Source organism: Sphingosinicella sp. CPCC 101087 (assembly GCF_004151485.1).
GTDB lineage: Bacteria > Pseudomonadota > Alphaproteobacteria > Sphingomonadales > Sphingomonadaceae > Allosphingosinicella.
Map to the genome: position 1 here is coordinate 232,017 of NZ_SBFF01000010.1, position 26,112 is coordinate 258,128.

24 protein-coding genes are annotated in these 26,112 nt (G+C 67.1%); 11 read left to right on the forward strand and 13 right to left on the reverse strand.

Annotation, left to right across the window (positions count from 1 at the left end):
* Nucleotides 1-4 precede the first annotated feature (4 nt).
* From EKM57_RS16810 to EKM57_RS16830, 5 genes are read left to right on the forward strand one after another with little or no spacing between them, the layout of a single operon-like run.
* Nucleotides 5-919, forward strand: a complete 915-nt coding sequence (locus tag EKM57_RS16810; RefSeq protein ID WP_129793674.1) for an SDR family NAD(P)-dependent oxidoreductase — start codon at nt 5-7, stop codon at nt 917-919.
* Nucleotides 916-2,337 carry an MFS transporter gene (locus EKM57_RS16815; RefSeq protein WP_243451097.1) on the forward strand — a complete coding sequence of 474 codons (1,422 nt, stop codon included), beginning with the start codon at nt 916-918 and terminating at the stop codon, nt 2,335-2,337. The genes EKM57_RS16810 and EKM57_RS16815 overlap by 4 nt, the downstream gene beginning before the upstream one ends.
* 48 nt (nt 2,338-2,385) lie before the next feature.
* Complete coding sequence (locus tag EKM57_RS16820) at nt 2,386-3,108, forward strand: nuclear transport factor 2 family protein (protein ID WP_129793675.1); 723 nt, start codon at nt 2,386-2,388, stop codon at nt 3,106-3,108.
* A complete protein-coding gene (locus tag EKM57_RS16825; protein WP_129793676.1) occupies nt 3,105-3,557 on the forward strand; it encodes a nuclear transport factor 2 family protein in 453 nt (150 codons plus the stop codon). Before EKM57_RS16820 ends, EKM57_RS16825 begins: the two co-directional genes overlap by 4 nt.
* Nucleotides 3,554-3,982 carry a thioesterase family protein gene (locus EKM57_RS16830; RefSeq protein ID WP_129793677.1) on the forward strand — a complete coding sequence of 143 codons (429 nt, stop codon included), beginning with the start codon at nt 3,554-3,556 and terminating at the stop codon, nt 3,980-3,982. Before EKM57_RS16825 ends, EKM57_RS16830 begins: the two co-directional genes overlap by 4 nt.
* Before the next feature lie 39 nt (nt 3,983-4,021).
* On the opposite strand, the gene EKM57_RS16835 is transcribed toward EKM57_RS16830, so the two are convergent.
* The 3 genes from EKM57_RS16835 to EKM57_RS16845 form a co-directional block, all read right to left on the reverse strand.
* Nucleotides 4,022-6,436, reverse strand: a complete 2,415-nt coding sequence (locus EKM57_RS16835) for a TonB-dependent receptor (protein ID WP_243451098.1) — start codon at nt 6,434-6,436, stop codon at nt 4,022-4,024.
* Nucleotides 6,437-6,709: 273 nt separating this feature from the next.
* Nucleotides 6,710-7,840: a cobalamin-independent methionine synthase II family protein gene (locus EKM57_RS16840; RefSeq protein WP_129793678.1), complete on the reverse strand. Its 1,131-nt coding sequence runs from the start codon at nt 7,838-7,840 to the stop codon at nt 6,710-6,712.
* A 14-nt stretch (nt 7,841-7,854) separates the two neighbouring features.
* On the reverse strand, nt 7,855-8,559 hold the full coding sequence (locus EKM57_RS16845) for a nuclear transport factor 2 family protein (protein WP_129793679.1): 705 nt from the start codon (nt 8,557-8,559) through the stop codon (nt 7,855-7,857).
* Nucleotides 8,560-8,639: 80 nt separating this feature from the next.
* Here EKM57_RS16845 and EKM57_RS16850 point away from each other — a divergent pair, with 80 nt between their 5' ends.
* Complete coding sequence (locus EKM57_RS16850; RefSeq protein WP_129793680.1) at nt 8,640-9,368, forward strand: alpha/beta fold hydrolase; 729 nt, start codon at nt 8,640-8,642, stop codon at nt 9,366-9,368.
* Here the strand turns inward: EKM57_RS16850 and EKM57_RS16855 are convergent.
* The 5 genes from EKM57_RS16855 to EKM57_RS16875 form a co-directional block, all read right to left on the reverse strand.
* Complete coding sequence (locus tag EKM57_RS16855; RefSeq protein WP_129793681.1) at nt 9,325-10,131, reverse strand: IclR family transcriptional regulator; 807 nt, start codon at nt 10,129-10,131, stop codon at nt 9,325-9,327. The two genes, EKM57_RS16850 and EKM57_RS16855, sit on opposite strands and share 44 nt — an antisense overlap.
* A gap of 108 nt (nt 10,132-10,239) precedes the next feature.
* Nucleotides 10,240-12,681, reverse strand: a complete 2,442-nt coding sequence (locus EKM57_RS16860; RefSeq protein ID WP_129793682.1) for a TonB-dependent receptor — start codon at nt 12,679-12,681, stop codon at nt 10,240-10,242.
* A 233-nt stretch (nt 12,682-12,914) separates the two neighbouring features.
* The gene (locus tag EKM57_RS16865) at nt 12,915-13,766 is read right to left on the reverse strand and encodes a fumarylacetoacetate hydrolase family protein (protein WP_129793683.1); all 852 of its coding nucleotides are present in this window, start codon (nt 13,764-13,766) and stop codon (nt 12,915-12,917) included.
* A gap of 139 nt (nt 13,767-13,905) precedes the next feature.
* Complete coding sequence (locus EKM57_RS16870; protein ID WP_129793684.1) at nt 13,906-15,117, reverse strand: UxaA family hydrolase; 1,212 nt, start codon at nt 15,115-15,117, stop codon at nt 13,906-13,908.
* Nucleotides 15,117-15,422, reverse strand: a complete 306-nt coding sequence (locus EKM57_RS16875; protein WP_129793685.1) for a UxaA family hydrolase — start codon at nt 15,420-15,422, stop codon at nt 15,117-15,119. The genes EKM57_RS16870 and EKM57_RS16875 overlap by 1 nt, the downstream gene beginning before the upstream one ends.
* Before the next feature lie 158 nt (nt 15,423-15,580).
* Here EKM57_RS16875 and EKM57_RS16880 point away from each other — a divergent pair, with 158 nt between their 5' ends.
* The gene (locus tag EKM57_RS16880) at nt 15,581-16,750 is read left to right on the forward strand and encodes an L-lactate dehydrogenase (RefSeq protein WP_129793686.1); all 1,170 of its coding nucleotides are present in this window, start codon (nt 15,581-15,583) and stop codon (nt 16,748-16,750) included.
* 23 nt (nt 16,751-16,773) lie between these two features.
* On the opposite strand, the gene EKM57_RS16885 is transcribed toward EKM57_RS16880, so the two are convergent.
* The 3 genes from EKM57_RS16885 to EKM57_RS16895 form a co-directional block, all read right to left on the reverse strand.
* Nucleotides 16,774-17,169: a hypothetical protein gene (locus EKM57_RS16885; RefSeq protein ID WP_129793687.1), complete on the reverse strand. Its 396-nt coding sequence runs from the start codon at nt 17,167-17,169 to the stop codon at nt 16,774-16,776.
* A 52-nt stretch (nt 17,170-17,221) separates the two neighbouring features.
* Complete coding sequence (locus EKM57_RS16890) at nt 17,222-17,860, reverse strand: 2-dehydro-3-deoxy-6-phosphogalactonate aldolase (RefSeq protein ID WP_129793688.1); 639 nt, start codon at nt 17,858-17,860, stop codon at nt 17,222-17,224.
* A gap of 129 nt (nt 17,861-17,989) precedes the next feature.
* Nucleotides 17,990-18,868 (reverse strand): alpha/beta hydrolase, encoded by an 879-nt coding sequence (locus EKM57_RS16895; RefSeq protein WP_243451099.1) that lies wholly within the window; start codon nt 18,866-18,868, stop codon nt 17,990-17,992.
* Nucleotides 18,869-19,038: 170 nt separating this feature from the next.
* On the opposite strand from EKM57_RS16895, the gene EKM57_RS16900 reads away from it, so the two are divergent.
* Nucleotides 19,039-19,701 (forward strand): class I SAM-dependent methyltransferase, encoded by a 663-nt coding sequence (locus EKM57_RS16900; RefSeq protein WP_243451100.1) that lies wholly within the window; start codon nt 19,039-19,041, stop codon nt 19,699-19,701.
* A 30-nt stretch (nt 19,702-19,731) separates the two neighbouring features.
* On the forward strand, nt 19,732-20,358 hold the full coding sequence (locus EKM57_RS16905) for an Mpo1-like protein (protein ID WP_129793690.1): 627 nt from the start codon (nt 19,732-19,734) through the stop codon (nt 20,356-20,358).
* Here EKM57_RS16905 and EKM57_RS16910 read toward each other — a convergent pair.
* A complete protein-coding gene (locus EKM57_RS16910; RefSeq protein WP_206185476.1) occupies nt 20,319-22,004 on the reverse strand; it encodes an aminotransferase class III-fold pyridoxal phosphate-dependent enzyme in 1,686 nt (561 codons plus the stop codon). The genes EKM57_RS16905 and EKM57_RS16910 overlap by 40 nt on opposite strands.
* 11 nt (nt 22,005-22,015) lie before the next feature.
* Between EKM57_RS16910 and asd the strand changes: the two genes are divergently transcribed.
* Entirely contained in the window at nt 22,016-22,900 is an 885-nt protein-coding gene (gene asd / locus EKM57_RS16915; RefSeq protein WP_243451101.1) for an archaetidylserine decarboxylase, read from the forward strand.
* Nucleotides 22,901-22,908: 8 nt separating this feature from the next.
* Here asd and EKM57_RS16920 read toward each other — a convergent pair whose 3' ends face one another.
* Nucleotides 22,909-24,882, reverse strand: coding sequence for a TonB-dependent receptor domain-containing protein (locus EKM57_RS16920; RefSeq protein WP_165357512.1), 1,974 nt, complete (start codon nt 24,880-24,882; stop codon nt 22,909-22,911).
* A 224-nt stretch (nt 24,883-25,106) separates the two neighbouring features.
* Here EKM57_RS16920 and EKM57_RS16925 point away from each other — a divergent pair, with 224 nt between their 5' ends.
* Nucleotides 25,107-25,823, forward strand: a complete 717-nt coding sequence (locus EKM57_RS16925; protein ID WP_129793692.1) for a LytTR family DNA-binding domain-containing protein — start codon at nt 25,107-25,109, stop codon at nt 25,821-25,823.
* The last annotated feature ends 289 nt before the right edge of the window (nt 25,824-26,112 follow it).

Below are 26,112 nucleotides of genomic sequence, written 5' to 3' on the forward strand. Positions count from 1 at the left end.
GCTTATGCGCGATTTCACCGGTAGGACCGTGTTCATCACCGGGGGCGCAAGCGGCGCGGGGCTCGGCCAGGCCAAGGTCTTCGGCGCCGCCGGCTGCAAGGTCGTCATCGCCGACATCCGCCAGGAGGCGATCGACGCAGCCCTCGACGAGCTGCGCAGGCTCGGGATCCAGGCGTACGGCATCCGGCTCGACATCACGGATCGCCAGGCCTTCGCGGCGGCTGCAGATGAGAGCGAGCGCGTGTTCGGCCCGATCCACCTGCTGTTCAACACGGCGGGCGTCTCGATCTTCGGCCCGATCGAGAAGGCGGCCTACGACGATTATGACTGGATCTTCGGCGTCAACCTCGGCGGCGTCGTCAACGGCCTGCAGACCTTCGTGCCGCGAATGATCGCCCATGGCCAGGGCGGCCATATCGTCAACACGGCGTCGCTGGGCGCCTTCTTCGCCAATAGCGGCGCCGGAATCTATTCCGCCTCGAAATTCGCCGTCCACGGCCTCAGCATGGCGATGCGCGACGCGCTCGGGAAATATGGCGTGGGCGTGTCGGTGCTGTGCCCGGCCAACATCCGCTCCAACATCGCCGAATCGGTGAAGACTCGGCCGGCCCATCTTTCCAACAGCGGCTTCGCCGTGGACGAGCGGGAGATTGCGGCGCTGCGCGAAATCTATTCGCAGGGCATGGATCCCGAGGAGCTCGCCGGCCACGTCAAGACGGCGATCGAGGAAGATCGCTTCTACATCATTCCCTACCCGGAAGCGCGGCCGATGCTCGAGGCGCAGTTCAAGCAGGTGCTCGATGCGCTGCCGCCGCCCGACGCCGATCTCGAGGGTCAGGAGAAGCGCGCGAGGGCCATGGCCAGATATATCGAGGCGCGCCAGGCGATGGATGCCGAGCGCTACGGAACAGGCGCGTGAGTCCGTCCGCCCCGCTGCCCGTCGCCGGGCTGCCGGACGCCGGGGCACCGCCCGCCAAGACCGCGGCCGCTCCGATACCCTGGCCGTCCGAGAAAGCGGGCTATTACGCCCTCTTCGTCATCGTGCTGGCGACCTTCCTGTCCTTCTTCGACATGACCGTCTTCGCGATGCTGGCGGAGCGGATCAAGACCAGCTTCCGGCTGAGCGATACCGCGCTCGGCTTCCTGCTGGGGCCGGCGACGGTGCTGGCTTATGTGTTCATAGGCATTCCGCTCGCCCGCCTCGTCGACATCTTTCCCCGCAAATACGTCCTGTCCGCCGGAATCGCGGTCATCGGGTCGATCACGGCTTTGGGTGGGCTCGCCCAGAATTTCGGGCAGTTCGTGGCGACCCGTCTTTTCGTGGGTGCCGGCGGCTCGGCGCATGGGCCGGGCTCCTATTCGATGCTGGCGGACTTTTTCCGGCCGCTCCGCATCCCGCTCGTCTTCGCCTTGCTCCAGCTCGGCTTCATCCTGGGAGTGACGCTGGGCACATGGGGCGGCGGACAGCTGATCGCCTGGACGTCGACCTGGCCAGAGACGTCGAATCTCCTCGGCCTCACCATTTTCAACTGGCAGTGGATCCTGATCATCGTCGGTCTGCCCGGGCTCCTGATTGCGGTCCTGTTCCTGTTCGTCAGGGAGCCCCCGCGCCGGACCTCGCCCGATGTCGAGAGGCTGGTGCCCGAAAACGCCTCGTTCGGCCGAAAGCTGGTCGCCTTCACCGGCTTCGACGCCGTGCGCGCGATCAACAGGCGGGGGCGGGTCTTCTACCCGTTATTCGCGGCGCTGGCGCTGGCGGCGACGGAGAGCCAGGGTATCAATGCGTGGCGCGTGCCTTTCGTCCTTCGTACCTATGGCTGGGACGAGGCGCAGATCGGCAACGTGCTGGCGCCGATGCTGCTCGTCGGGATGCTGCTCGGCATCATCCTGGGCGGCGTCTTCGTGACCTGGCTCGGCAAGCGCCACAAGGACGCCAATATCCGCGCCGCGGCGATGATCTTCGGCTGCACAACGATCGTCTCGATCGCCGCGCCGCTCATGCCGACCGCCGAGCTGGCGCTGGGCTGCATGGCGCTGGCTGCGATGTTCGGCCTCGCCGGCGCCGTGCCGCAGAACGCCGCGATCCAGCGCATCGCGCCCAACGAGATGCGCGGCCAGGTGACCGCGGTCTACCTGTTCATGTTCACCTTCTTCGGCGCCCTGGGCAGCTTCGTGATCGGCCTGGTCGCCGATCTCGTCGTCGGCGATCCCGAACGCCTGTGGCTGGCGATCCTGATCACGGCCGCGATCTTCATGCCGGCCGCCACCTGGTTCATGTATCGGGGTATCCGACCCTATCGTGAAGAGGTCGAGCGGCTGGAAGCGATCGGGCGCTAGCCGAGCGCCGGACGCGTCCCTATCCTGAGCGCAGCAGGAGACGCACGAATGACGGACCAGCCGACGATCCAGCAGCTCGCCAGACGCATCGACGAGCTCGAACGCCAGCTCGGCGTCGAGCAGGACATCAACGCCGTCCGCCGGCTCCAATACACCTACGGCTACTTCATCGACAAATCGCAGTATGAAGAGGTGGTCGACCTGTTTGCCGACGATGGCGAGGTGTGGTTCCTGGGTGGCATCTACAGGGGCAAGGCGGGCGTGCGCCGCCTCTATATCGAACGCTTCCAGACCCAGTTCACCGACGGCCATAACGGTCCGCGATATGGCTGGCTGCTCGATCATCCGCAGCTCCAGATGGTGATCCACGTCGCTCCGGACCGGAAGAGCGCCAAGGCGCGCGGCCGGTCGACCATGCAGGCCGGCCTGCACGAAACGGCGAAGGGGGAGCAGCGCGCCTGGTGGGAAGGCGGCATTTACGAGAACGAATATGTTCGCGAGGACGGCGTGTGGAAGATCAAGGCGCTGCGCTACTTCCCCTTCTGGCACGGCAGCTTTGCGGAAGGCTGGGCCAAGACCCCGATCGACTTCATCCCGATGGCGAAGACGCTCTATCCCAAGGATCCTCTCGGCCCCGACGCGCTGATCGATCCGCCGCCGCGGCTGTGGCCGGCGACCGATATCGTGCCCTTTCACTACGATCATCCGGTCACCGGCAAGCCGATCGAGATCGACAACAGCCGTGCCAGGGAGGGGTTTCCCGACGAATGACTCCGGACCAGCGCCTCTCGATCGAATGGGAATGCACCCGTTTGATCAACCTCTACGCCAACCTCAACGATGCGGGATGCTGGGAGGCGGTGGCGGCCCTCTATGCCGAGGACGGCCTGATGACCCGTCCGACCGCGCCCGATGCTCCCATCGTCGGGCGCGAGGCCTTGCTGGCGAGCTTCCTCGCCCGGCCGCCGCGGGCGAGCCGCCACGTCTGTGCCAACATCGTCGTCGACGTGGAGAGCTCTAGCGCGGCATCCGCATTCAGCGTCATCCTGCTTTTCACCGGGACCTCCGATCCTGCCGGCGGCGCGGCGATCAGGGACGAGGGGCCGCCGCTGGTCGGCACCTATCGCGATCGGTTCGTTCTGACCGGCGAAGGCTGGCGCTTTGCCGAGCGGCATGGCGGGCTGACCTTCCGGCCGGAACGGGTCCAGAGCTCTAGATGACCCCCTATTTCCAGCGCGCGTTGCGCATCGAGTGGAGTCAGTGCGACCCGTCCGGGATCGTCTACACTCCGCGTTACCTCGACATGTTCGGCGAGAGCACCATCATGCTGTTCGAGGCGGCGGGGCTGCCGCCCAAGCGCGACATGATCAACAAGCTGAACATAGCCGGCTTTCCGATGCTGGACGTCGCCGCCCGATTCCTTCGTCCGACCCGCTACGGCGACACGGTGGTGATCGAGACTTCGGCGCCGGCTTTCGGAAACAGCAGCTTTACCGTGAACCATCGCCTGCTGCTGGGACGGGCCGTCTGCGTCGAATGCACGGAAAAGAGGGTGTGGACGGTGAAGGACGGGCGACGGCCGGGCGGCATCCGGGCCGATCGCGTGCCGGAGCAGGTACGCGCCCTGTTCGTTCGAAAGCGCTAGTTTCCGGCCATCCAGGACCGGGAGGGCGAGACCCTCCGATCAAAAGCGGCGAGTCACCGTCACCGCCCATTCCCGCGGACGGCCCGGCTGGGCCTTGACGAAGCCGGCGCCGGCGGCTCGAAGGTCGAAGGAGGTCAGGAAGTAATATTCCTCGAACAGGTTGGTGACTTCGAGCGCCACCTGCCAATCGTCATCCGCATCGCGCCAGGTCAGGCGTGCATTGGCGATGTGGAAGGACGGCAGCGAAAAGCCCCCGCTGGTGACGCCGCCGGCGGTCGCGCCGTTAAAGGCCATGTCGAAACGCGGCGTCAGCGTGCCGCCCTGAAAGGGTATTTCGTACTGGACGCCCCAGCTCCATTTCCATTCGGGAAGGGCGGGTGGCCGTTCGCCAAGGCCGGCAAGGATTTCCGGATCGGTGGAGCATTCGTCGACCTCGCCGGGATTGAGCGGGCGGACGACCTGGATGTTGACGCACTGATATTCGAAGTCGATCCAGCTCAGCGAGCCGTCGATCTGCAGGCCGTCGATCGGGCGTGCGAAGACCTCGAACTCGAGGCCCTGGATGTGGGCGTCGCCGGCATTTTGCGGCAGCGCGCACGGACCCGGGCCGCCGAACTGGGGACAGGACAGCAAGGCCAGCTGGATGCCGTCATACTCGCTGTAGAAGGCGGCGGCATTGAAGCGCAGCCGCCTGTCGAACAGGTCGGTCTTGAGGCCGATCTCGTAGCTGGTGAGCACTTCCGGGTCGAAGCCCCGGGCCTGTTCGGGATTGAACGGCCGCGGGCCGATTCCTCCGCCCTTGAAGCCGGTCGCCGTCGTCGCATAGACCAGCACTTCCGGCGAAAAGCGATAATCGATGCTGATCCGATAGTCTGTCCGGTTGCCGTCATAGACGCCCTTCACGCCGTCGAGCATTCCGAGGAACGGGTTCAGCGTGACGCCGTCCTGCTGCCGCCGGAAGAATGTATAGTCCTTATGCTCCTCGGTATAGCGAAGGCCGCCGGTGATCGTCAGCGGATCGATCGGATTCCAGATCGCCGTGCCGAACACCGCCCAATTGTCGGCATTGACCGGGTCGTTGCCCTGGAACTGCAGCGGAATCGCCGCGTAGCGAATGTCCTGGAAGGTGAAATAGGTGGTCCGCTGGTCGCTGTAATAGCCGCCGACCGTCAGATCGAGGCGATCCATGACCTCCATGTTCACCCGGACTTCCTGGCTCCAGAACCAGTAGTCCAGCCGATTCTCGCCCAGGCCGATCGTGGCGGGCGAAAGGTCGTCGTCGGCAAAGAAGTCGAGGTTCCATTCGCGATAGGCGCTGATCGACGTCAGCTGAGCCCAGTCGGTCAGGCCGAAGTCCATGTTGAGAGCGACGCCCCAGCCTTCGAAGGTGCTTTCGTCGGATCCCTGGGTTCCCACCAGCGGAAAGCCCGGGGCGGCCGGGCCGTTCCAGACCCCCGGGGCCTGCTCGAACGCCGAATAGTTGCAGTAGCGGCCGCAGATGAAGCGGTCGTCATATGCCGGCACATTGATGTTGAGCGTGTTCCCCGGGGCTTGGGTCGCGACCAGCACTTCCGGCGCGATCGTGCGGTGGTCGCGGGTGTAGTCGGCCGACAGCATCACGTCGACAACGGGCCCGGGATTGTAGCGGAGCGCGCCGCGAATGGCGGTGTAGCCGACGCCGCCGTGGCGGCTGATCCGGCAATTGTCGCCTGATCGCGTCGCCGGAATGCCCTCGCCCGGATTGGCGCACCCATAGTCGATGCGGTCGACGAAGCCTTCCTGCTGCCGCGCCGCACCGGAGATACGGGCGTAGAGACCATCGGTGATCGTGAAGGTCGCGCCGCCACGCAAAGCGAGATGGTTGCGGCTGCCATAGGTCGCTTCGACGAAGCCGCCGCCGTCCGCGTCGGGGCGCCGGGTGATCAGGCGGATCGCGCCGCCGACGGAGTTGCGGCCCTGAAGCGTCCCTTGCGGCCCGCGCAGTATCTCGATCCGCTCGAGGTCGAGCAGCTCGAAATTGGCGCCGGTGAGCGAGGAATAATAGACGTCGTCGATATAGAGGCCGACGCCGGGCTCGTAGGCCGGGTTGAAGTCGAACTGGCCGATGCCGCGGATCGACGCGCCGATCGACGGGCCGAACGATGCGCCCTGCTGGCGCAGCGTGACGTTCGGCGCCTGGTTGGCGACCTCGACGAGGCTCTCCTGGCTGCGCGCCTCCAGCAGTTCGGCCGGCACGGCCGTGATCGCCAGCGGCGTGTCCTGGAGGCGCTGCTCGCGAAACTGGGCGGTGACGAGGATTTCCTGCTCGGCCTGCCCGGACGTGTCCTGGGCGGCGCCGGGCCGGGCGGCTTGCTGCGCCAGGTCCTGCGCGGCGGCGGGCGAGGCGGCGGCGATCAGAGACACGGAAGCAACGAGAAACGAGGTGCGCGAACGCAGCCGAAGCCTGTCCATCATATCCCCTCCCATCCAAACGGCCGCCCGTCTTTTTTCTGATCGCGGGGAGAGCCGGATCTCGATGCTACATATGTTTGTGTGACATACAATGAGAAATGTGAGCGGGGCACACAAAGTTCGATGGTGTATCGCCGCCGCAACAATGTCGCCGTGCTGGCGGATCGTCGCGGCCGCGCATCGGGAAGGACCGGATCTATCCGGGTGGTTGCGGTCTTGCTTCGGGCGCCCGAGAACCCCTGCGCGTCGATATGGACGCGCGGGGATTGCGATGCGCTAGAGGCGCGCGGCCGCCATGTCCGCGCCTTCGCGCAGCGCCGCAAGCTTCTTCCAGGCGACGACCGGGTCGATCTTGCCGTAGCCGGCGAAGGTCCCGAAGCCGCAATCGGTGCTCGCAATCACGCGGTCCGCGCCCACGATCCGGGCGAAGCGCTCGACCCGCTGGGCGATGAGCTCGGGATGCTCCAGATAGTTGGAGCAGGTATCGATCAGGCCTGGAGCGAGTATCTTCTCGTCGGGGAGGCGGGCGTCGCGCCACACCTTCCATTCATGCTCGTGGCGCGGATTGGCCGCCTCGAACAGGATCGTGGCGGGACGGGCCTTCAGGATGAGGCCGATCACGCGTTCGAGCGGAATGTCGTGGTCGTGCGGGCCCTCGTAATTGCCCCAGCAGACGTGCATCCGCATCCGCTCCGGCGGGATGGCGGCGGTGGCGGCGTTGAGCGCCTCGACATTCGCCTCGGCAACCCTGAGGAATTCGGCCTCGTCCAGGTCCTGATATCCGGTGTGGCGCGACATGGCGAGGTCGGGGCAGTCGAGCTGGAGATCGAAGCCGGCCGCCACGATCGACTCATATTCCGGCCGCATCGCGTCGACCAGGTCGGCGAGATAGGCTTCGTGGGTCGGATAATAAGCGTTGGGCTGAAAGGACGTGATGAGTCCGGGCGATGCCGCGTTCATGAAGCCTCGAGCGCCGTCGCCATGGCGGTCGAGCGCGTCCCGGAACCGGGCGATGTCGTCGTGCAGCGGCTGCAACGTGCGCAGCTTCACCGGGGCGATGCAGGAGGCGCGGGTGAATTCCTGCGATCCCATGATCGCCGCAAGCTTCTGGCGCAGGTCCGGCAGCGGTGCGAGGTCGAGCGCGGGCTTGCGCTCGCTGTGGCCGCCAAATCCTTCCAGACGCTCGATGACGTAGGTCGAATAGCCGACCTTGCCCAGCTCGCCGTCACTGACGATCGAGACGCCGGCCTCGACCTGGCGGCGCACCGCATCGTCGACCGCGGCGCGGACGGCCCGGTCGAAATCCTGGGGATCGTAAGGCTCGCCATGGTCGCGGGCGAGCAAGAGCGGCGTCAGCGCCTCGCCGCGGGGAAGGCTTCCGACATGGGTGGTCTCGATCCGGCTCATCCCGCTTCGCTCCGTCACGATGCGCTGCCGGTCCAGGCGCGGCCGGTGACCGGGTGCGGGTAGTGGAAGGGCACGACCCGCGTGTGCGGCCAGAATCGGGGCGCCGTTTCCATCAGCGCGTCGGGCCCGTTCGGATCGTCGGGAAAGGTTCGGGTGAGCGGCTCGAGGTGGACCGAGCTGTGCGCCCAGCCAGCATCATATTCGGCTTGCCAGAGCATGTTGTAGTTGAGCTCCTTGATCTTCCAGATGCCCGCGTCCTTGACGTAGACATTCTCGTGAATTCCCGCTTCCCAGCACTGGTCGGGCATCGGCCTGACCTTGTCGGGCTTCGATTCGTGCGATCCGGCCTGCATGAGGCAGCGGAACCGCCCTCGTGCGGTCAGGCCGTCCTCGGCGATGTCGACGATGTCCTGCGACAGCAAATGGTCGAGCAGAAAGCCGTAGACCGGGCCGTTCACCCCTTTGGTGAACATCGTTCGGAACCAGCCGGCATAGAGGCGGCGCACCGATTCCTTGCCGCGGTAGATGCCGTTGAGAAAGTAGACGAGGCCGTCGTCGGCGAACAGGTCGACCGCCTCGTCGTAGAGGCACATGTCGATATAATAGCCATATTTGAAATGGAGCGTGCGCACCTCGTGCACGTCGCGCAGCATCCGTACCTCGCGCTTGACCGCCTCGAGCTCGGCGCGGAGCTCGGCAATCGCCGAGTGGGTCTCCATCAGGCATCCTCCCGGCCGGTCCGCTCGCCGGCACAGCCACGGATAGCACCGAGCATTCCGATCGGCTATGCGAAACGTTCATGTCCATGAATGCACATCATGCGAGCCCCGCGCCCTTGCTCCTGTTGCCGGGCCTGCTCTGCGACGAAAGCATCTGGGCGCCCCAGTTGGCCGCGCTCTCCGACCACCACCCGATCGCCGTCCCCGGCTATCCGGGCGCCCGGAGTCTGCGGGCGATGGCGGAGCAGGGCTTGGAGCGGGCGCCACCCGTCTTCTCGCTCGTCGGCCACTCGATGGGCGCCCGCGTCGCGCTTGAAATATTTGCCATCGCTCCCGAGCGGGTCGAGCGCCTCGCTCTGCTCGACACGGGTATCCATCCGCCAACGCCCGCCGAGGCCGAGAAGCGCGGCGCCCTGATCGAGATTGCGCGGCGCGCCGGCATTGACGCCATGGTCGACCGGTGGCTGCCGCCGATGGTCCATCCCGATCGGCGTGCCGATGACGCCTTCATGGGCCCGCTTCGCGCAATGGCCGCCGAGGGCGGGGTCGAGCGCTACGAGGATCAGGTTGCGGCCTTGCTCGGACGGCCGGACCCGCGCCCGCTACTCTCGAAGATCGACTGCCCCGTGCTGGTCGGCGCCGGGCGCGATGACGAATGGAGCCCGCCGGAGCAGAATCGCGCCATCGCCTCGGCGATTCCCGGCGCCGATTTCGTGATATTCGACCAATGCGGCCACATGGCGCCGGTCGAAGCCCCCGATCAGGTCAGCGCCGCCCTTCGCCGCTGGATGGAGCGTCCGCCTCGCTGAGCGGTGATTCCGGGTCCGGACCTGCCATCATGTTCACCGCCCGATTGAGAAGACGCATCGCCGCTTTTTCCTTCGCGGAGTCGCAGCGGGCGATCGGCATGGCGATGCTGAACGCGCCGAGCGTCCTGCCGTCGACGGTGACCGCTTTTGCCATGCCCGTGATTCCAGGCGTGTGCTCCTGAAAAGTCCGCGCAAATCCCTCGCGCTTGATCTTCTCGATCTCGGAGCGCAGCGGCGCTTCCTCATGCATGGTCTGCGGCGTGAACAGTTCGCGATCGACCGTCCGGAAATAGAGGGCGAGCTGCTCCTCCGGCAGCGTGGCCAGCAAGGCCTTTCCCGCGGCGAAGGCATGAAGCGGCGCACGCTGGCCGACCTCGATCGTGTAGCGCAAGGCATGAAGGCCGATGTCGCGCGCGATCGCCTCTACCTCGAAATCCCGCCTCACGAAGAAGCCGGCTGTTTCGTTGAGTTCGCGCGTCAGCGCCCGGACGATCGGCTCCGCCCGGTCTGCGAGGGTCGGGGTGGAACCGCCGCTGGCCAGCCGGGCGATGGCTGGCCCGAGCCGGTACTCGCGCTTCGACCGGTTGAGATAGCCGCGGTCGACCAGGGTGGAGAGGAGATAGGAGAGGCTGCTGACCGGTATGCCCAGGGTCATGGCGATTTCCTGGGCCGTCATCGCGCGCGCCTGCTGGGCGAGCAGCTCGAGTATGTCGAGCGTCCTGAGGGCGGATTTGACCGGGGTGGAGGGACCGAGACTTGCCATGATCCTCGCGAACAGTTGTCGATTATGCCGGACGCGTTGCGCTAGCGGCCCGCCGCGGCGGACACAAATGGTCCTCACGCTTCCGGAGACGATACGACGCGGCAGGGGTCAGAAGCGCACTCCTGCGGTGATTCCGTAGGTGCGCGGCGGCAAATAGGCGACGCCGATGAGGCGGCCGGTGGCGAGCGCGAAGGTGCTCGCCGGCCGAAGCACGTCGAAGGCATTGCGGATCCACGCCTGGATCATGAAGCGCTCGCTCGCGTCGGTGTAGCGGATCGAGGCGTCGGCCATGACATAGCCGTCGGAACTTTCGATCTCGCGCTGATATTCGCTGAAATAGACCCGGCTTCGGCCGTAGACGTCGCCCTGCAGGGTTACCTCGCCGCCGCTTCCTCCGGCCAGCGGGATGTCGAACTCTCCGTGGATGTTCCACGCCCAGCGCGGCGTGTTTCTGACCTGGTTGCCGGCAAGCTGCATCTCGCCGCCGCCGGGCGCGCCGAATGCCGTCGGGTCCGGATTGGTCACCGGGTCGTAAGGCGGCGATCCGGGCGTCGCGACGTTCGCCGGGTTGAGCGGATCGAGCGTGAGGAAATCGTCATATTGCGCGTCGGTATAGGCGACCGCCCCGCTCAGCCTCAGGTTGGGCATCGGCACGGTGAGGATCTCGAGCTCGAACCCTTCGGCCGACGTTTGCGCCGCATTCTCGAAGATCGTCGTGAACCCCGCCGGACCGCCGGAAATCGTCTTGTTGAGCTGAGCTCCCTCGAGCTCGTAGCTGAAGGCGGCGAGGTTGATGTTGAGGCGGCGGTCAAAGAATGTCGCCCTGAATCCGACCTCGTGATTGGTGATCTGTTCGGGATCGACGATGGTCGTGCTGCCCGCGGCATTCTCGCCGGACCCGGCCTTGAACCCTTCCGAATAGGTGTAATAGACGAGGATATCGTCGTTCGGCCGCCACTCGAGCCCGGCTTCGGGAGTGAAGTCGCTGAAAGAACGTTTCCGGAAGGTACCCTCCGTGGTGAAGCGAAGCACGGGGCCGCGGCCGTTCGCGGCGATGATGATCGCCGGATTGGACGATTCGACCTCCTCGTAGCTGTAGCGCCCGCCCAGCTTCAGGCTGAAGTTGCTGAGGCCCTCCGAGAAGGCGCCCAGATCGATGATCGCCTGGCCGAAGGCCGCATATGCATCGGTGCCGAGGTTGGAATGGATGCACACGCGCTTCGGCGCGATCACCAGGCCGCTGGGAGAGGTGCCCGGCGAATAGCCGCAGAAGCCATAGGCTTCGGCGAGGTCGACCCCGGCTGCTTCCAGGATGGGAATATTCGAGGCCATTCCATTGCGGCGGGCAAGGCCGACCGAGTCCCGCGGGCGCTGGCGCTCGTGAAAGTAATAAAGCCCCATCACCGCGTCGACGAAGCGGTCGGAAAAGTTGATCTGGAACTCGTTGCTATACTGCTCGCTGTCGATCCGCCGCTCCTGCACGGTGGTCGCCTGGCCGTTCGCCTGGAGGCTGTTGTGCACCGCCGACAGGTCGAGATCCTGGAACAGGGACGTCTCGAAGCTGCGATAGTTGGTGATGTTGGTGAGCGTCATGCGGTCGTTCGCCTCGAAGGAGATCGTCCCGGTGAAGGCGTAGGATTCGCTGTCGGTGCCCGGATGGCTTTCGGTGGCCAGGTCGCGCGGCCGTTCCGCATAGCCGCCTTGGCCGAGCGGGAAGAGTCGCGGAACCCCGGGGAAGGAGGCGCGCAGGAAGTGGAGCGCTCCGCTATTGTCGTTCTGGCGAAAATATTCCCCGGTCAGCAGCAAGGTAAGGTCCGGGCCCATGTCGAACTGCAGGTGGGCGCGCGCCATCTGGCGATCGAGGTCGTCGACGTCCACGCCGTTGACCGGATTGACGCCGAAGCCGTCCCGATCCTCGGTCTTGGTGGCGACCCGGAACAATATGCCTCCGGTGATCGGGCCCGACAGCGCGGCTTCGGTGACGAAGGCGTCGTAATTGCCGTAGGTTACCCGCCCATAGCCGGAGAAATCACGGGTCGGCTTGGCCGTGATGAGATTGATCGAGCCCCCGGTGGTGTTGCGGCCATAGAGCGTGCCTTGAGGGCCGCGCAGCACCTCGACCCGCTCCAGGTCGAACAGGGAGGTGAGCTGCGCCTCCGCCCGCGCCACGACGGCGCCGTCGACGTGGAGCGCCACGCCGGTCGAATTGCCGGTCGTCGACGTGTTGGCGCCGACGCCGCGGATGAAGATCTTGGCCTGGTTGAAGTCGCTTCCGAAGTTCACGGTCGGGACGATCGCCTGCAGGTCCTGGAGATTGTTGACCTGAGCATCCTGCAGCCGCTGCGCGTCGACTGCGGTGACGGCCAGGCTGACGTCCTCGAGTGCCTGCTCGCGCCTTTGCGCGGTCACCAGTATCTCCTGCTCGCCGCCAGGCGTGGCCGTCGGCGGCGGAGCCTGCTCCGGCGGCGGCGACTGGGTTTCGGGCGTCTGTGCGAAGGCGGCCGCGCTGCTCAGCAGGCCTGCTAGAAAGCCGATAGGCTTGAAGGTCATTGGCACCCTCCCGTTCGGCATTATGATTTTTTCGAAATGGTGAACGAATTGGCGAGAAGGTCAAGATGGTAATTGGCGCGTCGGCCGGCGCCGTCCTGGCTTGCGAACATTCGGCGACGCAAGGCGGAGTCCCCCTCTTCGCCGACGAAAGCGAAATCGGCACCGGAGCGGATCGTCGGCGTCGGACCCGCGCCTCCGGCGCCCCGATGGCGGGTCCGCAACGTCCGGCCGAGCTACACGCTGGGGTCCGCGATGACCCGCTGACGCTGAACCCCGAGGCCTTCGATCCCGAGCGTCATCTCGTCTCCCGCCTTCAGGTAGACCGGCGGCTTCTGCCCCATGCCGACGCCGCGCGGCGTTCCGGTGGAGATCATGTCGCCGGGATGCAGGCTCATGAAGCGGCTGAGATAGCTGACCAGGAAAGCGGGCCGGAAGACCATGGTCGCGGTCGATCCGTCCTGGAAGCGCCGGCCGTTCACCTCCAGCCACATGGCCAGCGCGCAAGGGTCCGGAACCTCGTCCCTGGTCACCAGCCACGGGCCGATCGGGCCGAACGTGTCGCAGCCCTTTCCCTTGTCCCACGTGCCGTGGCGCTCGAGCTGATATTCGCGCTCGGAAATGTCGTTGACGACGCAATAGCCGGCGACATGGTCCAGCGCCTCGGCCTCGGACACATATTTGGCCGTCGTGCCGATGACGATCCCGAGCTCGACCTCCCAGTCGGTCCTGGTCGAGCCGCGCGGCAGAAGGACGTCGTCGTCGGGACCGATGATCGCGCTCGTCGCCTTGGTGAACAGCACCGGCTCGGGCGGCACGACGAGGCCGCTCTCTTCGGCATGGTCGGAATAATTGAGGCCGATGCACAGGAACTTGCCGACCCTTCCGACGCACGGGCCGAGCCGTGGCTGCCCATCGACCGGCGGCAGACGCGCCGGGTCGAGTGCGCGCAGCGCTTCGAGCCCGGCCGGGCCGAGCACGTCGCCCGCAATGTCGTCGACCTGGCCGGAAAGGTCGCGCAGCCGTCCGTCATCGTCGATCAGCCCCGGCCGCTCCCGGCCGCTTTCCCCGTGGCGGACCAGCTTCATGATCTCTCCCGTCCGGTCCGGCCGCCGGCGACGACGTGGCTAGCGTCGGCGGTGAAGGCTCCGTCACTGGCGAAATGCACGAGGCGCGCGGCGGGCGGCTCCGCATGTCCCAGCCGTTGCTTGCCCGAAGGCCCTTCGCTCATCGCGTGGCGCCCGCGCTCAAGGGCAGGCAGGACGGCCCGATCGGATCGAACGCTTTGTACGTCAGGATGAACTCCTGGTGGCCCAATTCCTCGGAAACGGTGCGGCGGCCCGCCGCGACTTCGATCACCCGGTCGAAAATCTCGTCGCCGACCTCGGCGAGGTTCGCCGCGCCTTCCAGGATCCGGCCGGCATTGACGTCCATGTCGTCGGCCAGTCGCCGCGCCGTCTCGGGATTGGCGCAGACCTTGATGACCGGTGCGATCGCCGATCCCACCACCGATCCGCGGCCGGTCGTGAACAGCGTCAGATGCGCGCCGCAGGCGATCAGCTCCACGATCTCGGCATTGTCGGAAATGTTGGGAAATCCGAAGCGCGGCTCGCCGTCGGGAACGACGTCGAGCAGGTAGAGCCCGCCCGACGGCGGCCGGTCGCCCGGCTTGACGATCCCGCTGATCGGCGACGATCCCGACTTGGAATAGGCGCCCATCGATTTCTCTTCCTGGGTGGTCAGCCCGCCTTCGGCATTGCCCGGCGCGAAGCTTCCGAAGCCCATCACCCGATAATATTGCTCCGCCTTTTCGACGCAGGCGACGATCTCGCGTCCGAGCTCCGGCGTGACCGCGCGGTCGGCCATGACGCCTTCGCAGCCGACCAGCTCGCCTGTCTCCTCGAAAATGCAGGTGGCGCCCGCGGCCACCAGCCGGTCGAAGGCGCGGCCCACCGCCGGATTGGCGGTGATGCCGCTGGTTCCGTCAGATCCGCCGCAGATGGTCGCGACGACCAGTTCGTCGAGAGCCATCGGCACCTTGGCGGCTGCGTCCGCGGCCGCGGCGCGGACCCGCTCGACCGCAGCGAGACCGGCGGCGATGGTCGCCTTGGTGCCGCCGACCTCCTGGATCACGAGGGTCTCCACCGGTCGGCCGCTCGCCGCCACCGCCTCGCCCAGACCTTCCCGGTCGAAGCTCTCGCAGCCCAGCGAGACCAGGACGATCCCGCCCACATTGGGATGGGTGGCGATCGCGTTCATCACCTTGGCGGCATAAGCGTTGGGATAGCAGCCGGGAAAGCCGATCAGCTGGACGTCGGGATCATCGATCCTGTCGACGATGCGCCGCGCGACATGGTGGGCGCATTCGACCAGATAGGCGACCAGCACGACGTTCCTTACGCCCTTTCGCCCGTCGGAACGGAGATAGCCTTCGAGCATCAATGCTTATCCTCGGACAGGGTTTGCCGCGTATGGGTCGCGATATAGTCGCTCTTCATGTTGTGCATATGGACCCAGGCTCCGAGCTCGGCCGGGCGGGTCATCGATCCGATCGGCGCGCCATATTTCAGCACCTTGTCGCCCGGCCCCAGCGCCCGCCGGGCCACCTTGTGACCGACCGCCACGGCCTCGGGGGCAGGAAGGGCCGCGCCGTCGATGACGATCGTCTCGCCCGCCGCGATTCCGGCGACGCAGACCAGGACATTGTCTTCCTCGTGGAGCAGGATCAGGCTTGGAACGGTCATGCCTGCACCTTAGAGCAAATCGTGATCCGGTTGCATCGGGTCGATCTACCTATTCCTCTTCGCCTCTCCCGTCCCGGCGCATCTGCTCGCCCTGTCGGAGCGATTGTTCGTGACAGCCGGGATCCATGGCGAGATTGTGGGCAGGAGGAGGGGAGCGGATGAGGCGAGCGGCATCGGGTAACGATTATCGGCGTCTCGCCAAGGCGCGCCTGCCCCATTTCCTGTTCGAATATATCGATGGCGGATCCTATGACGAGGTGACGCTTCGCCGCAACGTCGCTGACCTCCAGGCGGTCGCGCTTCGCCAGCGCGTGCTCAGGGACGTGTCGCAGATCGATCTCGGCGCGCGCCTCTTCGGCCAGGACTGGGCGATGCCGGTCGGGCTGGGACCGATCGGCCTGGCGGGAATGAACGCCCGCCGCGGCGAGGTGCAGGCGGCGCGCGCCGCGGCGCGCGCGCACGTGCCCTTCGCTTTATCGACCGTCTCGGCCTGCTCGCTCGACGAGGTCGCGGCGGGCACCGACCGGCCCTTCTGGTTCCAGCTCTACGTCGCGCGGGATCGCGGTTTCATCGCCGAACTGATCGCCAAGGCGAAGGCGGCGCGCTGCGGTGCGCTTCTGCTCACGGTCGACATGCCGGTGGCGGGCTCGCGCTATCGTGACCTGCGTTCCGGCCTCGCCGGCGCGCCGGGATGGGCCGGCGGGCTGCGTCGATTCTGCCAGACGCTCGCCCGGCCGCGCTGGGCGTGGGACGTCGGCGTGCGCGGCCGTCCCCACGCGCTCGGCAATATCGCACCTTTGCTCGGCCCGAACAGCGGCCTCGAAGACTTTTTCGGCTGGATCCGCGGCAATTTCGACGCGACGATCAGCTGGGAGGACCTGGACTGGCTGCGCGGGCGCTGGGACGGTCCCCTGATCGTCAAGGGCATCCTCGATCCCGAAGATGCGCGCGAGGCGGCGGAGCGGGGCGTGGACGGGATCATCGTCTCCAATCATGGCGGGCGGCAGCTCGACGGGGTCCTCTCCACCGCGCGGGCACTTCCCCCGATCGCCGAGGCCGTGGGGGACAGGCTGACGGTCCTGGCCGACGGGGGCGTGCGCTCCGGCCTGGACGTGGTGCGGATGATGGCGCTCGGGGCCAAGGGCGTGTTGCTCGGCCGGGCCTGGGCCTATGCTCTGGCGGGCGGAGGCCAGGCTGGCGTCGCGCATCTGCTCAAGCTGATCGAGGCCGAGATGCGGGTCGCAATGGCGCTCACCGGCTGTCTGCGGGTCGAGGATATCGGTCCGCAAGCCATCGCCGAGATCGGAGAAGCTCGGGCCGGCGGATGAGGTCGTGAGGCGGATTTCGGTGCCTACGGCCCACCGGGGCGCGTGTGGGGCACGAAGGACTCGATCACGCAGACCGGTCCGGGAATGCGGCTGGGAGGGTCGATCGATCGGACATGATCGCCCCGGCAATATTGGCTGCCCGTCGGCTCCACGAGCAAGGTGTCGAGCCGTCTGATGCTGGGGCAGGAACCACGCAGCCGGACATGCCAGATCGTGCGGCCGCTGCCGTAGACGATGGTGCCGGTGCCGATGGCGTTCAGCGACTGGCTCGGTTCGATCCGCACGCAATTCTCCGGTGTCCCGGCGGTTCGCCCGGCGAGCATGCGGCTCAGCGCATTGTCGCTCGACTGCGGCTCGGCATCGGCCGCAGCGCAGCCAGCCATCAACAGCAGCGGCAGGAGGAAGGAGGGGTTTCGCATCGGCTCATCCTCTTCGCACGACAGAACGAAGGACAGCGTCTCTTCGCTCCGATCAATGTCGGGCTGCGCGGGCCGCTGCGACGAAGGCGGCCGCACGCTCCCCGACGTCGCTCGCGCTCCGGCCCGGCCGGTACAGGCCCGATCCCAGCCCCAGCCCGTCGCCACCGGCGTCCAGCCAGGGCTGCACCATCTCCAGAGTCACGCCCCCGGTCGGAATCACCAGTGCGGCTGCGGGCAGCACCGCCCGATGCGCCTTGAGCACGGCGGGCGACGCCGCCTCGGCAGGGAAGAGCTTCAGCGCGTGCGCGCCGGCGCGGAGCGCCGTGATCGCCTCGCTCGGCGTGAAGAAGCCGGGGCAGGAGATTAGACCTGCTTGCTCGGCGGCGGCGATCACCGCCGTGTCGGTATTGGGCGAAACGATCAGCCGCCCGCCGGCATCGCGCACGGCCCGTACCGCTTCGACATCGAGCACGGTACCCGCGCCGATCAGTGCCTCGTCCCCGAAGCGCGCAGCGAGCCGCTCGATGCTCGCCAGTGGCTCGGGCGAGTTGAGCGGCACTTCGATGATCCGCACGCCGGCCTCGACCAGGGCCGCGCCGATCGCTTCGGCCTCGCCGGGTGTCAGGCCGCGAAGGATCGCGATCAAGGAACATTGATGCAGCCGCGCTCGAAGCCGTTCCGTGGGGGTCACGCCAGATGTTCCTCCGTCCGCTTCGAGTCCTCCGCCCGCGATGCTCCAGCGCGGCCGCGAAGAAAAGGAAAAGGTTGCTGCGGCTCTGAGCGCTTTGCGGCAGCTGGCCGCGTCGCCCGACCGTCGGATTCAGCCGGCGAGCCGGTCGAAAAAAAGGTCGATCGCGGCGAGCACCGGAAGGCGCAGCTCGTCCGCCTCCCGAAGCAGTTCGTGCCCCTTGCCGTCGAGCAGCCGCAGCTCGGCGCCGGGTAGCCGGGCGGCAAGGCGGACGAGCGCGCGCGGGTCGATCACCGGGTCACGGCTGGAGGCCATGATCATCAGCGGAAGGTCGATGCGCTCGAGGCGCGCGGCGTTCAGTTTGCCGACGGACCGCAGCGCCGCGTCGAGCCAACCCCAGCTCGGCGGACCGGACGCGATGTCGGGGCAGCTGCTCTTCCACCAGATCTTGTCAGCCTGGCGGTCCGGACAGGATGTCATCCTACCGCCGACATTTCCGATATCGCCGCGCCACAGGGGACGCTCGGCCAGGCGGACGGCCGCGGCGGCCCGGGCTGCGAGCCCGAGCGCGGCCGGTGGGATCGGCCCGGCCCTGATGCCCGCCATCGGCGCCATCAGGACCGCTGCTTCGAGCCGGACATGCCGTTCTGCGAAGAGTCGCAGGAGAAGGTGGGCGCCCATCGAATGCGCGACGGCCACATGGGGCCCGGGCGTCCGCGCCTTCCATTCCGTCACGAAGCCCATGAGATCGTCGAGCAGAGGATCGAAGCTTTCGAGATGGCAGATCATCGGATCGGGCAGCATCCGTCCGGACCCGCCCTGTCCTCGCCAGTCGAACCCGTCGACCTTCCAGCCGGTCGACCGCCAATGACCGATCGCCTCCAGATATTTTTCCACGAAGTCGCCGCGGCCCCCTAGGAAAAGCAGGCTGCCGCGCGGGGGACTGTCCGGTGCAAAGGCGAAGCGGCGCAACGGCCAGCCGTCCGCCGCCGCCTCGATGGTGAAATACATCCCTTGCGGAATGGAGCGCCTGGACGAGCCCGCGTCAGCCGCCGGTCGTTCCGGCTTCCCGCCGAATTTCCGCTGGCGAAAGACATTCGTCATCCCGCTTCCCCGCAATTGTCATGAAAGCGCGGCAAAGAAGAGGTCCAGGCGAGTGCCGCCAACGCAAGGAGCTTCCCGTGCAGATAGCCAGTCGTGCGGAGCTGATGCAGACGATGGGTGTCGCGAAGGCCTATGATCGGTGGGCGCCGGTTTACGACCTCGTCTTCGGCCGCGTGTTCCGGCGTGGCCGCGCCTTGGCCATCGGCGCCGCGGAGCAGGCCGGGGGCAGGATCCTCGAGGTCGGGGTCGGCACCGGGATCAGCCTGCCGCTCTATTCCCCGAACGTTCGCCTGGTCGGCGTCGACATCTCCGACGGCATGCTCGACAAGGCGCGCGAGCGGGTGCGCGACCTCGGCCTTCGACATGTCGAGGACATAAGGGTCATGGACGCCGAGAAGCTCGCCTTCGAGGACGGTGCCTTCGACGTGGTCGTGGCGCAATATGTCGTCACCGCCGTGCCTCACCCGGAGCGCGCGCTCGACGAGTTCGTCCGTGTGGTCCGGCCGGGCGGCGAGATCGTCATCACGACCCGCCTCGGTGCCGACAAGGGGTTGCGCGGCACGATCGAGCATGCCCTGATGCCGATCACCAGCCGCCTCGGTTTCCGCACCGAATTCCCCTGGTCGCGCTACGAAAGCTGGGCAGCCGGCCACGGCGGAGTAGAGCTCGTCGAGCGCCGAGCGCTGCCGCCGCTCGGGCATTTCTCCCTTCTCCGCTACCGCAAGGCCGGCCTGGCCTGAGCGTCCCGAACCCTGATCGAGGTAAGCCAGATGCGAACATTTCTCGAGGAACTGAAGCAGCAGCGCTGGGACGATCACCGCTATTACCACCACAGCAGGATCAACCAGACCCTCCACCTGATCAGCGCGACGAGCTTCGTCATCGCTTACGTCGTCCTGCTCTGGGATCCGGCGGTCGCGGCTCTGATCGGCTGGCTGGTCGCGATGACGACTCGCCAGAGCGGCCATTTCTTCTTCGAACCGAAGGGCTATGATCATCTGAACCGGGCGACGCACGAGCATAAGGAAGAGATCAAGGTCGGCTACAACCTGTTCCGCAAGGCGGTTCTGATGGGCGTCTGGGCCCTCATTCCTCTGGCTCTGCTGGTGAAGCCCGATTTGTTCGGGCTGGTGGCGCCGCACGCCGGCTTCGTCGATTTCGCCCTGAACACGGGCCTGCTCTGGTTCTGGCTCGGCGTGGTCGGGCTGCTCTTCCGCACGGTGCAGCTCGTCTTCGTCCGCGATCCGCTCACCGGCCTGGTCTGGGCGAGCAAGATCCTGACCGACCCGTTTCACGACATCAAGCTCTACCACAAGGCGCCGGCCTGTCTGCTTCGCCGCGAGCTGATCGACCCACGCTACTGGTCCGGCGAGCCCGAGGAGGCGCCAGCGCGCTGAGAGCGTCCGACGCCGAGCATCTCGCGAAGGACCCGGCGGCGGATGGCCTTGGCGGTGAGCGGCGGCCCGTCCCACCAGCCGTCCGCCGCCATCTTCGCGGCGGCCGCCAGGAAACGGTCGGCGACGTCGGAGAAGGCCTGGTCGTCATAGTTCAGGCTGAAGATGAACCGGCCGGTGCCGACCCAGCTCAGCGCCAGGCCGGCATCGCGCAGATAATATTGGAGCATCCAGTGATAGCGGCCGGGGATCGTGTAGTTCACGGTCCAGATAGAGGCGAGATTGGCGACGCGGACCGGGCGGCCGGCCGCCTCGAGCCGCGCGTTGAGATCGGCCGCGCGCGCATCCCAGCGTTCGTCCATTCCCTCGTAGAGCCGCTCGATCTCCGGCGTCTCCAGGCGCGAGAGGAAGGCGTGCATCGCGCCCATCACATAAGGATGGGAGTGGAAGGTGCCGCGCGCGAAGTTGATGTCGGCCGGCCGGTCGTCGCGATAGCGCTTCATCAGCCGGTGCGGCCCGCACAGGACGCCGATCGGCAGGCCGCCGCCGACCGTCTTGCCGTAGGTGACGAGGTCCGCCTCCACGCCGAAATAGTGCTGCGCGCCGCCCGGCGCGAGCCGGAAGCCGACGAATACCTCGTCGAAGATCAGGACGATGCCCGCCGTGTCGCATATCGCGCGCAGCCGTCTCAGCCATTCGCCATAAGCGGCCCGGTCGAAGCTCGCGCTGCGGCTGCCGTCGACCAGGCTAGAATCCCCTGGCGCGCCGCGATTGGGATGGAGCGCCTGCAGAGGATTGACCAGGACGCAGGCGATGTCGCGACGGGTGGCGAGGACGCGCAGCGTCCGCTCGGACATTTCCGCCAAGGTCAGTGTATCGCGGGCCGGCACGGGGTTGCCGATCCCCGGCTGCACGTCGCCCCACCAGCCGTGATAGGCGCCGCAGAAGCGTACGATCCGGCGCCGACCGCTATGGTAGCGGGCAAGTCGCACCGCCTGCATCACCGCCTCGGTGCCCGACATGTGGAACGAGACTTCCTCCTTGCCGGAGATACGCTTCAGCCGCTCCGCATTGCTCGTGACGACGGGATGATAAAGGCCGAGCACGGGGCCGAGCCGGCCGGCGATCGCCGCCCCTTCCTCGATGCACGCCTTGTAGAAGTCGTAGCCGAACAGGTTGACGCCGTAGGAGCCGGCGAGATCGTAGGTGCGGTTCCCGTCCAGGTCGGTCAGGGTGACGCCGTCGCTCGACTCGCAGAAGGCCGACGCGCCGAGATTGTGCGCCGTGTGGCGCGCGAACTGGAAGGGCACGCGATAGGCGTCGATGAACTGAAGGTCGCTGAGGCTGGCCCGCGCCTCGGCCGTCGCGGCGCGGCCCTTCGGATATTTGCTCGCGAACCGCTCGGCCAACGCCGCGAAGCCGGCCTCGCGCCGCCGGGCCACCGGCTCGGGTGGGTCGTCGGCCCGAAAGAAGGCCTGCGCGTCATATTCGTAGAAGCGGATATGCGAGGCGATCCGCTTGCCCCATTTGACATGGCCGGTGAGCGACCGGTGCTTGGCGCGCGACAGGTCGACGCGGGCCTTGCCGCGAGCCAAGACGGCGGCGGCCGCCGTTCCGCTTATGGCGAGGAGAGCCAGTTTCGACAGCATCGCAGCGACCGATGCGACGGGCACGTGTCACCATGATGACGCCTAGCCATTTGCTCCGCCGGGTCTCCCAGCATGAGGAGCTGAACTTCCTCCTTACCAACCGGATCCCGCGCCGGCTGGCGACGCGGTTCGTCGGCTGGTTCAGCCGGGTCGAGCAGCCCTTGGTGGCGCGCGCGTCGATCGCCGCGTGGAAGCTCTTCTGCGATGTCGACCTCGCCGATGCGCGGAAGAGGCGCTTCGCCAGCCTGCACGACTGCTTCGTCCGGGAGTTGGAGGAGGGCGCTCGGCCGGCGGATCCCGATCCCGATATTCTCGCCAGCCCCTCCGACGCGATCGTCGGCGCCTGCGGCCGGATCGAAGGCGATCGCCTGCTGCAGGTGAAGGGCCTCGGCTATCGCCTTTCGGACCTGCTCGGCGATGCGCTCCACGCCGAAACATATCGCGACGGCGCTTATGCGACGCTGCGCCTCACCGCCGGAATGTACCACCATTTCCACGCGCCCCACGACCTCGTCGTCGAGGAGGTCCGCTACATTTACGGTGACACCTGGAACGTGAACCCGGTCGCGCTCAAACGGGTCGAACGCCTCTACTGCCGAAACGAGCGCGCGGTCGTTCGCGCCCGACTGTCGGTGACCGGAGAGCCCATTGCCCTCGTCCCGGTCGCCGCCATTCTCGTGGCGGGAATTCGGATGCCTTTCCTGGGCCCGGAGCCTTTGCGCGGGCCGACGCGGACCCTCAGGACCTCCGCCGCCTTTCGCAAGGGCGATCGGATGGGCTGGTTCGAGCATGGCTCCACCATCGTCATGCTCGCTCCCAAGGGCTTCACCACGCATGAGCGATTGCACGAAGGCGCGCGCCTTCGCGCTGGGGAGCCGGCCTTCCGCTTGCCCTGAGATACCGTTCAGAAATGGGCGGTGAGCAGCAGGCGAAAGGTGCGCGGCGGAACGGCGACGATCGGCCCGGACGGCGTGGCCCAATAGCCGCGCCGGTCGATGACGTTGACCAGTTGACCGCGCACTGTGATCGGAGTCGATCCGACCGTCGCGGCATAGCGCAACCCCAGGGTCGTGAAGGGCACGCTCCGAACCTCGGTCCTGCTCGCGCTGTCCAGCCGGCGCCGTCCTTCGTACAGCAGGTAGAAATCGGCGCTCCAGCCGGCGCCCAGCCGCTGCTCGACGCTGAGTGTCGCATTCAGACGCGACACGCCCGGTGCCACCCTTTCCACTAGGCCCTCGTCGACCAGGTTCCCGCTCAATCGCGGCTGAACCAGATTCGCCCCGACGACGATCCTCGTCCTCTCCGTAAGTCGGCCGGTCAGCGAGGCCTCGATCCCGCGATGGCGGACTCGGCCGACGAGATCGAAGCGGCCGTCCTGGCGCAATCCGTAGATCGGCTTGTTGATGTCGAATCCGGCCAGGATGAAGCTCAGGCCCGGCGCCACGTCATAGCTCGCGCCAAGCTCATATTGCTCGGCCTCGACCGGTGGCAGGACCTCGCCGCGATTGGTGGCCGCCGTGGGCGCGACGCCGGATTCCTCCAGGCCGGTGACGTAGCTCGCGAACAGGCGTAGGCGGCGGACCGGCTCCCAGATGGCCGAGCCGTTGTAGAGCCACGTCGTGTCGAGCTGGCGCGAGCGCCGGCCCTCGAAGTCCAGCACGGTCTTCTCGTAGCGATTGTGATGGGCGCCGACCCGGACCTGCAGCCGATCGGCGAGCTGGAGCCCGTAGCTGAGGCTGGCGATCCTCTGGTCGACCTCGTCCTGCCCGCGGGCCACCGCCTCCGGCAGGTCCGGCTCGGGCACGTCCGCCGGGCCGTCGGCCAGGGTGAAACGGCCGGCGTCGAAAGGGGTCGCGAAGGCCCGCTCCGTCAGCGTCCGGCGCTGCCGAAGCGCGATCCCGATCCGCTGATGAGCGCCCAGCCAGGTGAAGGTCCGGGCGATCCGCGCTTCCGCGGAGTCGGAGCGAGTCTCCACGGGCGGCGTGAAAAAGAGCGTGCTGTCGACATTTCCGTCTTGGTCGACCTCGAGCAGCGCGACGTCGGAGCGGTCGGCATGGCGCACCGATCGGATCGCCGAGGCGCCGAGCGACCAGCCGTTCCAGCTGCGTTCGAGGATCGCGCCGGCGTTGAGCGTCCACTGCCGCGTGCGCGCCCATTCGGGGCTATACGTCCGGTCCGCGCGCAATGGCGGAGGAACGCCGTCGCCGGAAGCGAGGACGCTGATCTCTCCCTCGTGGCGGGACAGGCCGAACGCGCCGAAAAGGCGAAGGCTCGTTCGCGCATCCGGTCGCCAGCGCGCGACCGTGGCGACGTTCGCCGACCGACCGTCTTCGCCGGTGGCGCGCTCCTGGTCGGGGAGTATCAAGGCGTGGCCGACAATGCTCCATCGTTCGTTCCGGCTCAGCGCCGTGCCGAGCAGCTCGACGCTCCAGCTTTCCTGGTCGCGCAGCCCTGTGGTGAGGCTGAGAGTGTTGGCCGTCCCGGGGTCGCGCAGCCGATAGGCGATCACGCCGGAGGGCGAGGGGAGGTCGAGCGCGGTCGAGGCGATCCCCACCCGGATGGTGGAGCCGGCCAGCAGCGATTCCGACGGTGTGGCGGCCGGCGAGAAATAGAAGCCGTCGATCCGGAACGCGCCGCTGCTCGCCAGCAGGTCGAAACCTCGGGATTGGGACTCGCCATATAGTCCGGCCTGGTCGATTCCGACGCGTTCGCCGAACGCATCGATCGCGGTGGCCGCGGCGCTCGCGGACGGCGGCCGCCCGCTGTCGTCGCTCGCTGCCCGGACGCTGTCGCCGCCCGCCGATCGGGCCCACGCCTGATCCGCACTCGGCAGCGCCAGTGCCGCTGCTCCCAACACATAACGAACCACAAGCTCCATCGACCGTGCACGTGCCTCCGATGATCCCGACGCTGCGTGGATCACGGGTGCGGCGCGGGATCGGCAAGCCGCGGCGGGACGGCGGTTCGGACTTTGTGACGAAGGGACGAATTTCTCGGCTTCCGCGCCTCGCCCGGCGACGGCTAATATCAAGGCCGACAGCAACCGCACCGGCCGTGGTCGCGGCGGGGGGCGGTGCATAGCGTCGCCGGAGATCGAACGTCATGACCGCGATTGCCGAGGATCGTCCTTTCATCGTCCGATCCCAGCCCCTGCGCACGCTTGCGCCCTTCCTGCTCGTCCCGCTCGGAACCGTCTACTGCCAGCTGTACGAGATATTCATCGCGCACGACCGCTCGTCGGTCTGGGCCAGCTTCGTCTGGGCGGCGGCGACCCTGGTGCCCTGGTCTCTCGCCGTCATCCTGTTCGATCGGAGCGTTTCGGCCGAGCACAGCCGGCGACAGCTGCTGCTGCGCGCTGCGCTGCTGGCGATCCTCGCTTACCTCGCCAGCGGCGCCGCGGCCTTGCTGCTGAGCGGAACCTATGAAAGGGCCTTTTTCACTCGGCTGCCCGCGGTGGCCGTGGCGCTGCTCGCCGCTGGGCTCTATCCGCGCCCGCCCCGGCCGGCAAAGCCGATCGCCGCCGCGGACGGCGAAAGCGTCATTCCGATCCCTCCGAAGGAGATCGATCTCGCCAGCGCGGCCGGCAATTATATCGAGCTGCACGCGAACGGCCGAAGCACCGTCTGGCGACAGACCATGCACAATGCCGAGCGGATACTGGGGCCCGCCGGCTTCATCCGGGTGCACCGCTCCTACCTCGTGCCCCGTCGGTCGATCGAAGCGGTCAGGCGCGGTCGAAAGGGGCCGGTCGAGGTGGCGCTGAGGAACGGGCGGAAGGTACCGGTTTCGCGCTGCTACGCCGCCAACCTTCGGGACTGACGCGCCCGATTCATGGCCCGGAGGGGCCGCGCCGGGCGACCGCGGCCCGCCGTTGGTGTCATTGAACTGTCGCCCGTCCGCGGGGCGTTCGTAACAAAACTCCGCGAGGAGAGGGCCGTCGGCAGCGGGGGTTTGTCTGATGGCCACCACGACGATTGCACGTGAAGCGGTATCTTCCGGCGCGGGAACGCGCATTTTCGGGCCCGGCCCGAGCATTGGTCCTTCTGGGACGCCGCGTCGTCGTTATCGGACGATCTGGATTTCGGACGTTCATCTTGGGACGCGCGGC

Excerpts from the sequence above, each read along its gene's own strand:
- EKM57_RS16875 (WP_129793685.1), bottom strand. The coding sequence starts at position 15,422 with ATGACCGTTCCAAGCCTGATCCTGCTCCACGAGGAAGACAATGTCCTG.
- asd (WP_243451101.1), top strand. The coding sequence starts at position 22,016 with ATGCGACGGGCACGTGTCACCATGATGACGCCTAGCCATTTGCTCCGC.
- EKM57_RS16840 (WP_129793678.1), bottom strand. The coding sequence starts at position 7,840 with ATGAGCCGGATCGAGACCACCCATGTCGGAAGCCTTCCCCGCGGCGAG.
- EKM57_RS16860 (WP_129793682.1), bottom strand. The coding sequence starts at position 12,681 with ATGACCTTCAAGCCTATCGGCTTTCTAGCAGGCCTGCTGAGCAGCGCG.
- EKM57_RS16855 (WP_129793681.1), bottom strand. The coding sequence starts at position 10,131 with ATGGCAAGTCTCGGTCCCTCCACCCCGGTCAAATCCGCCCTCAGGACG.
- EKM57_RS16820 (WP_129793675.1), top strand. The coding sequence starts at position 2,386 with ATGACGGACCAGCCGACGATCCAGCAGCTCGCCAGACGCATCGACGAG.
- EKM57_RS16880 (WP_129793686.1), top strand. The coding sequence starts at position 15,581 with ATGAGGCGAGCGGCATCGGGTAACGATTATCGGCGTCTCGCCAAGGCG.
- EKM57_RS16850 (WP_129793680.1), top strand. The coding sequence starts at position 8,640 with ATGTCCATGAATGCACATCATGCGAGCCCCGCGCCCTTGCTCCTGTTG.
- EKM57_RS16845 (WP_129793679.1), bottom strand. The coding sequence starts at position 8,559 with ATGGAGACCCACTCGGCGATTGCCGAGCTCCGCGCCGAGCTCGAGGCG.
- EKM57_RS16810 (WP_129793674.1), top strand. The coding sequence starts at position 5 with ATGCGCGATTTCACCGGTAGGACCGTGTTCATCACCGGGGGCGCAAGC.
- EKM57_RS16835 (WP_243451098.1), bottom strand. The coding sequence starts at position 6,436 with ATGATGGACAGGCTTCGGCTGCGTTCGCGCACCTCGTTTCTCGTTGCT.
- EKM57_RS16905 (WP_129793690.1), top strand. The coding sequence starts at position 19,732 with ATGCGAACATTTCTCGAGGAACTGAAGCAGCAGCGCTGGGACGATCAC.
- EKM57_RS16870 (WP_129793684.1), bottom strand. The coding sequence starts at position 15,117 with ATGCTCGAAGGCTATCTCCGTTCCGACGGGCGAAAGGGCGTAAGGAAC.
- EKM57_RS16920 (WP_165357512.1), bottom strand. The coding sequence starts at position 24,882 with ATGGAGCTTGTGGTTCGTTATGTGTTGGGAGCAGCGGCACTGGCGCTG.
- EKM57_RS16895 (WP_243451099.1), bottom strand. The coding sequence starts at position 18,868 with ATGTATTTCACCATCGAGGCGGCGGCGGACGGCTGGCCGTTGCGCCGC.
- EKM57_RS16885 (WP_129793687.1), bottom strand. The coding sequence starts at position 17,169 with ATGCGAAACCCCTCCTTCCTCCTGCCGCTGCTGTTGATGGCTGGCTGC.
- EKM57_RS16865 (WP_129793683.1), bottom strand. The coding sequence starts at position 13,766 with ATGAAGCTGGTCCGCCACGGGGAAAGCGGCCGGGAGCGGCCGGGGCTG.
- EKM57_RS16825 (WP_129793676.1), top strand. The coding sequence starts at position 3,105 with ATGACTCCGGACCAGCGCCTCTCGATCGAATGGGAATGCACCCGTTTG.
- EKM57_RS16830 (WP_129793677.1), top strand. The coding sequence starts at position 3,554 with ATGACCCCCTATTTCCAGCGCGCGTTGCGCATCGAGTGGAGTCAGTGC.
- EKM57_RS16910 (WP_206185476.1), bottom strand. The coding sequence starts at position 22,004 with ATGCTGTCGAAACTGGCTCTCCTCGCCATAAGCGGAACGGCGGCCGCC.
- EKM57_RS16925 (WP_129793692.1), top strand. The coding sequence starts at position 25,107 with ATGACCGCGATTGCCGAGGATCGTCCTTTCATCGTCCGATCCCAGCCC.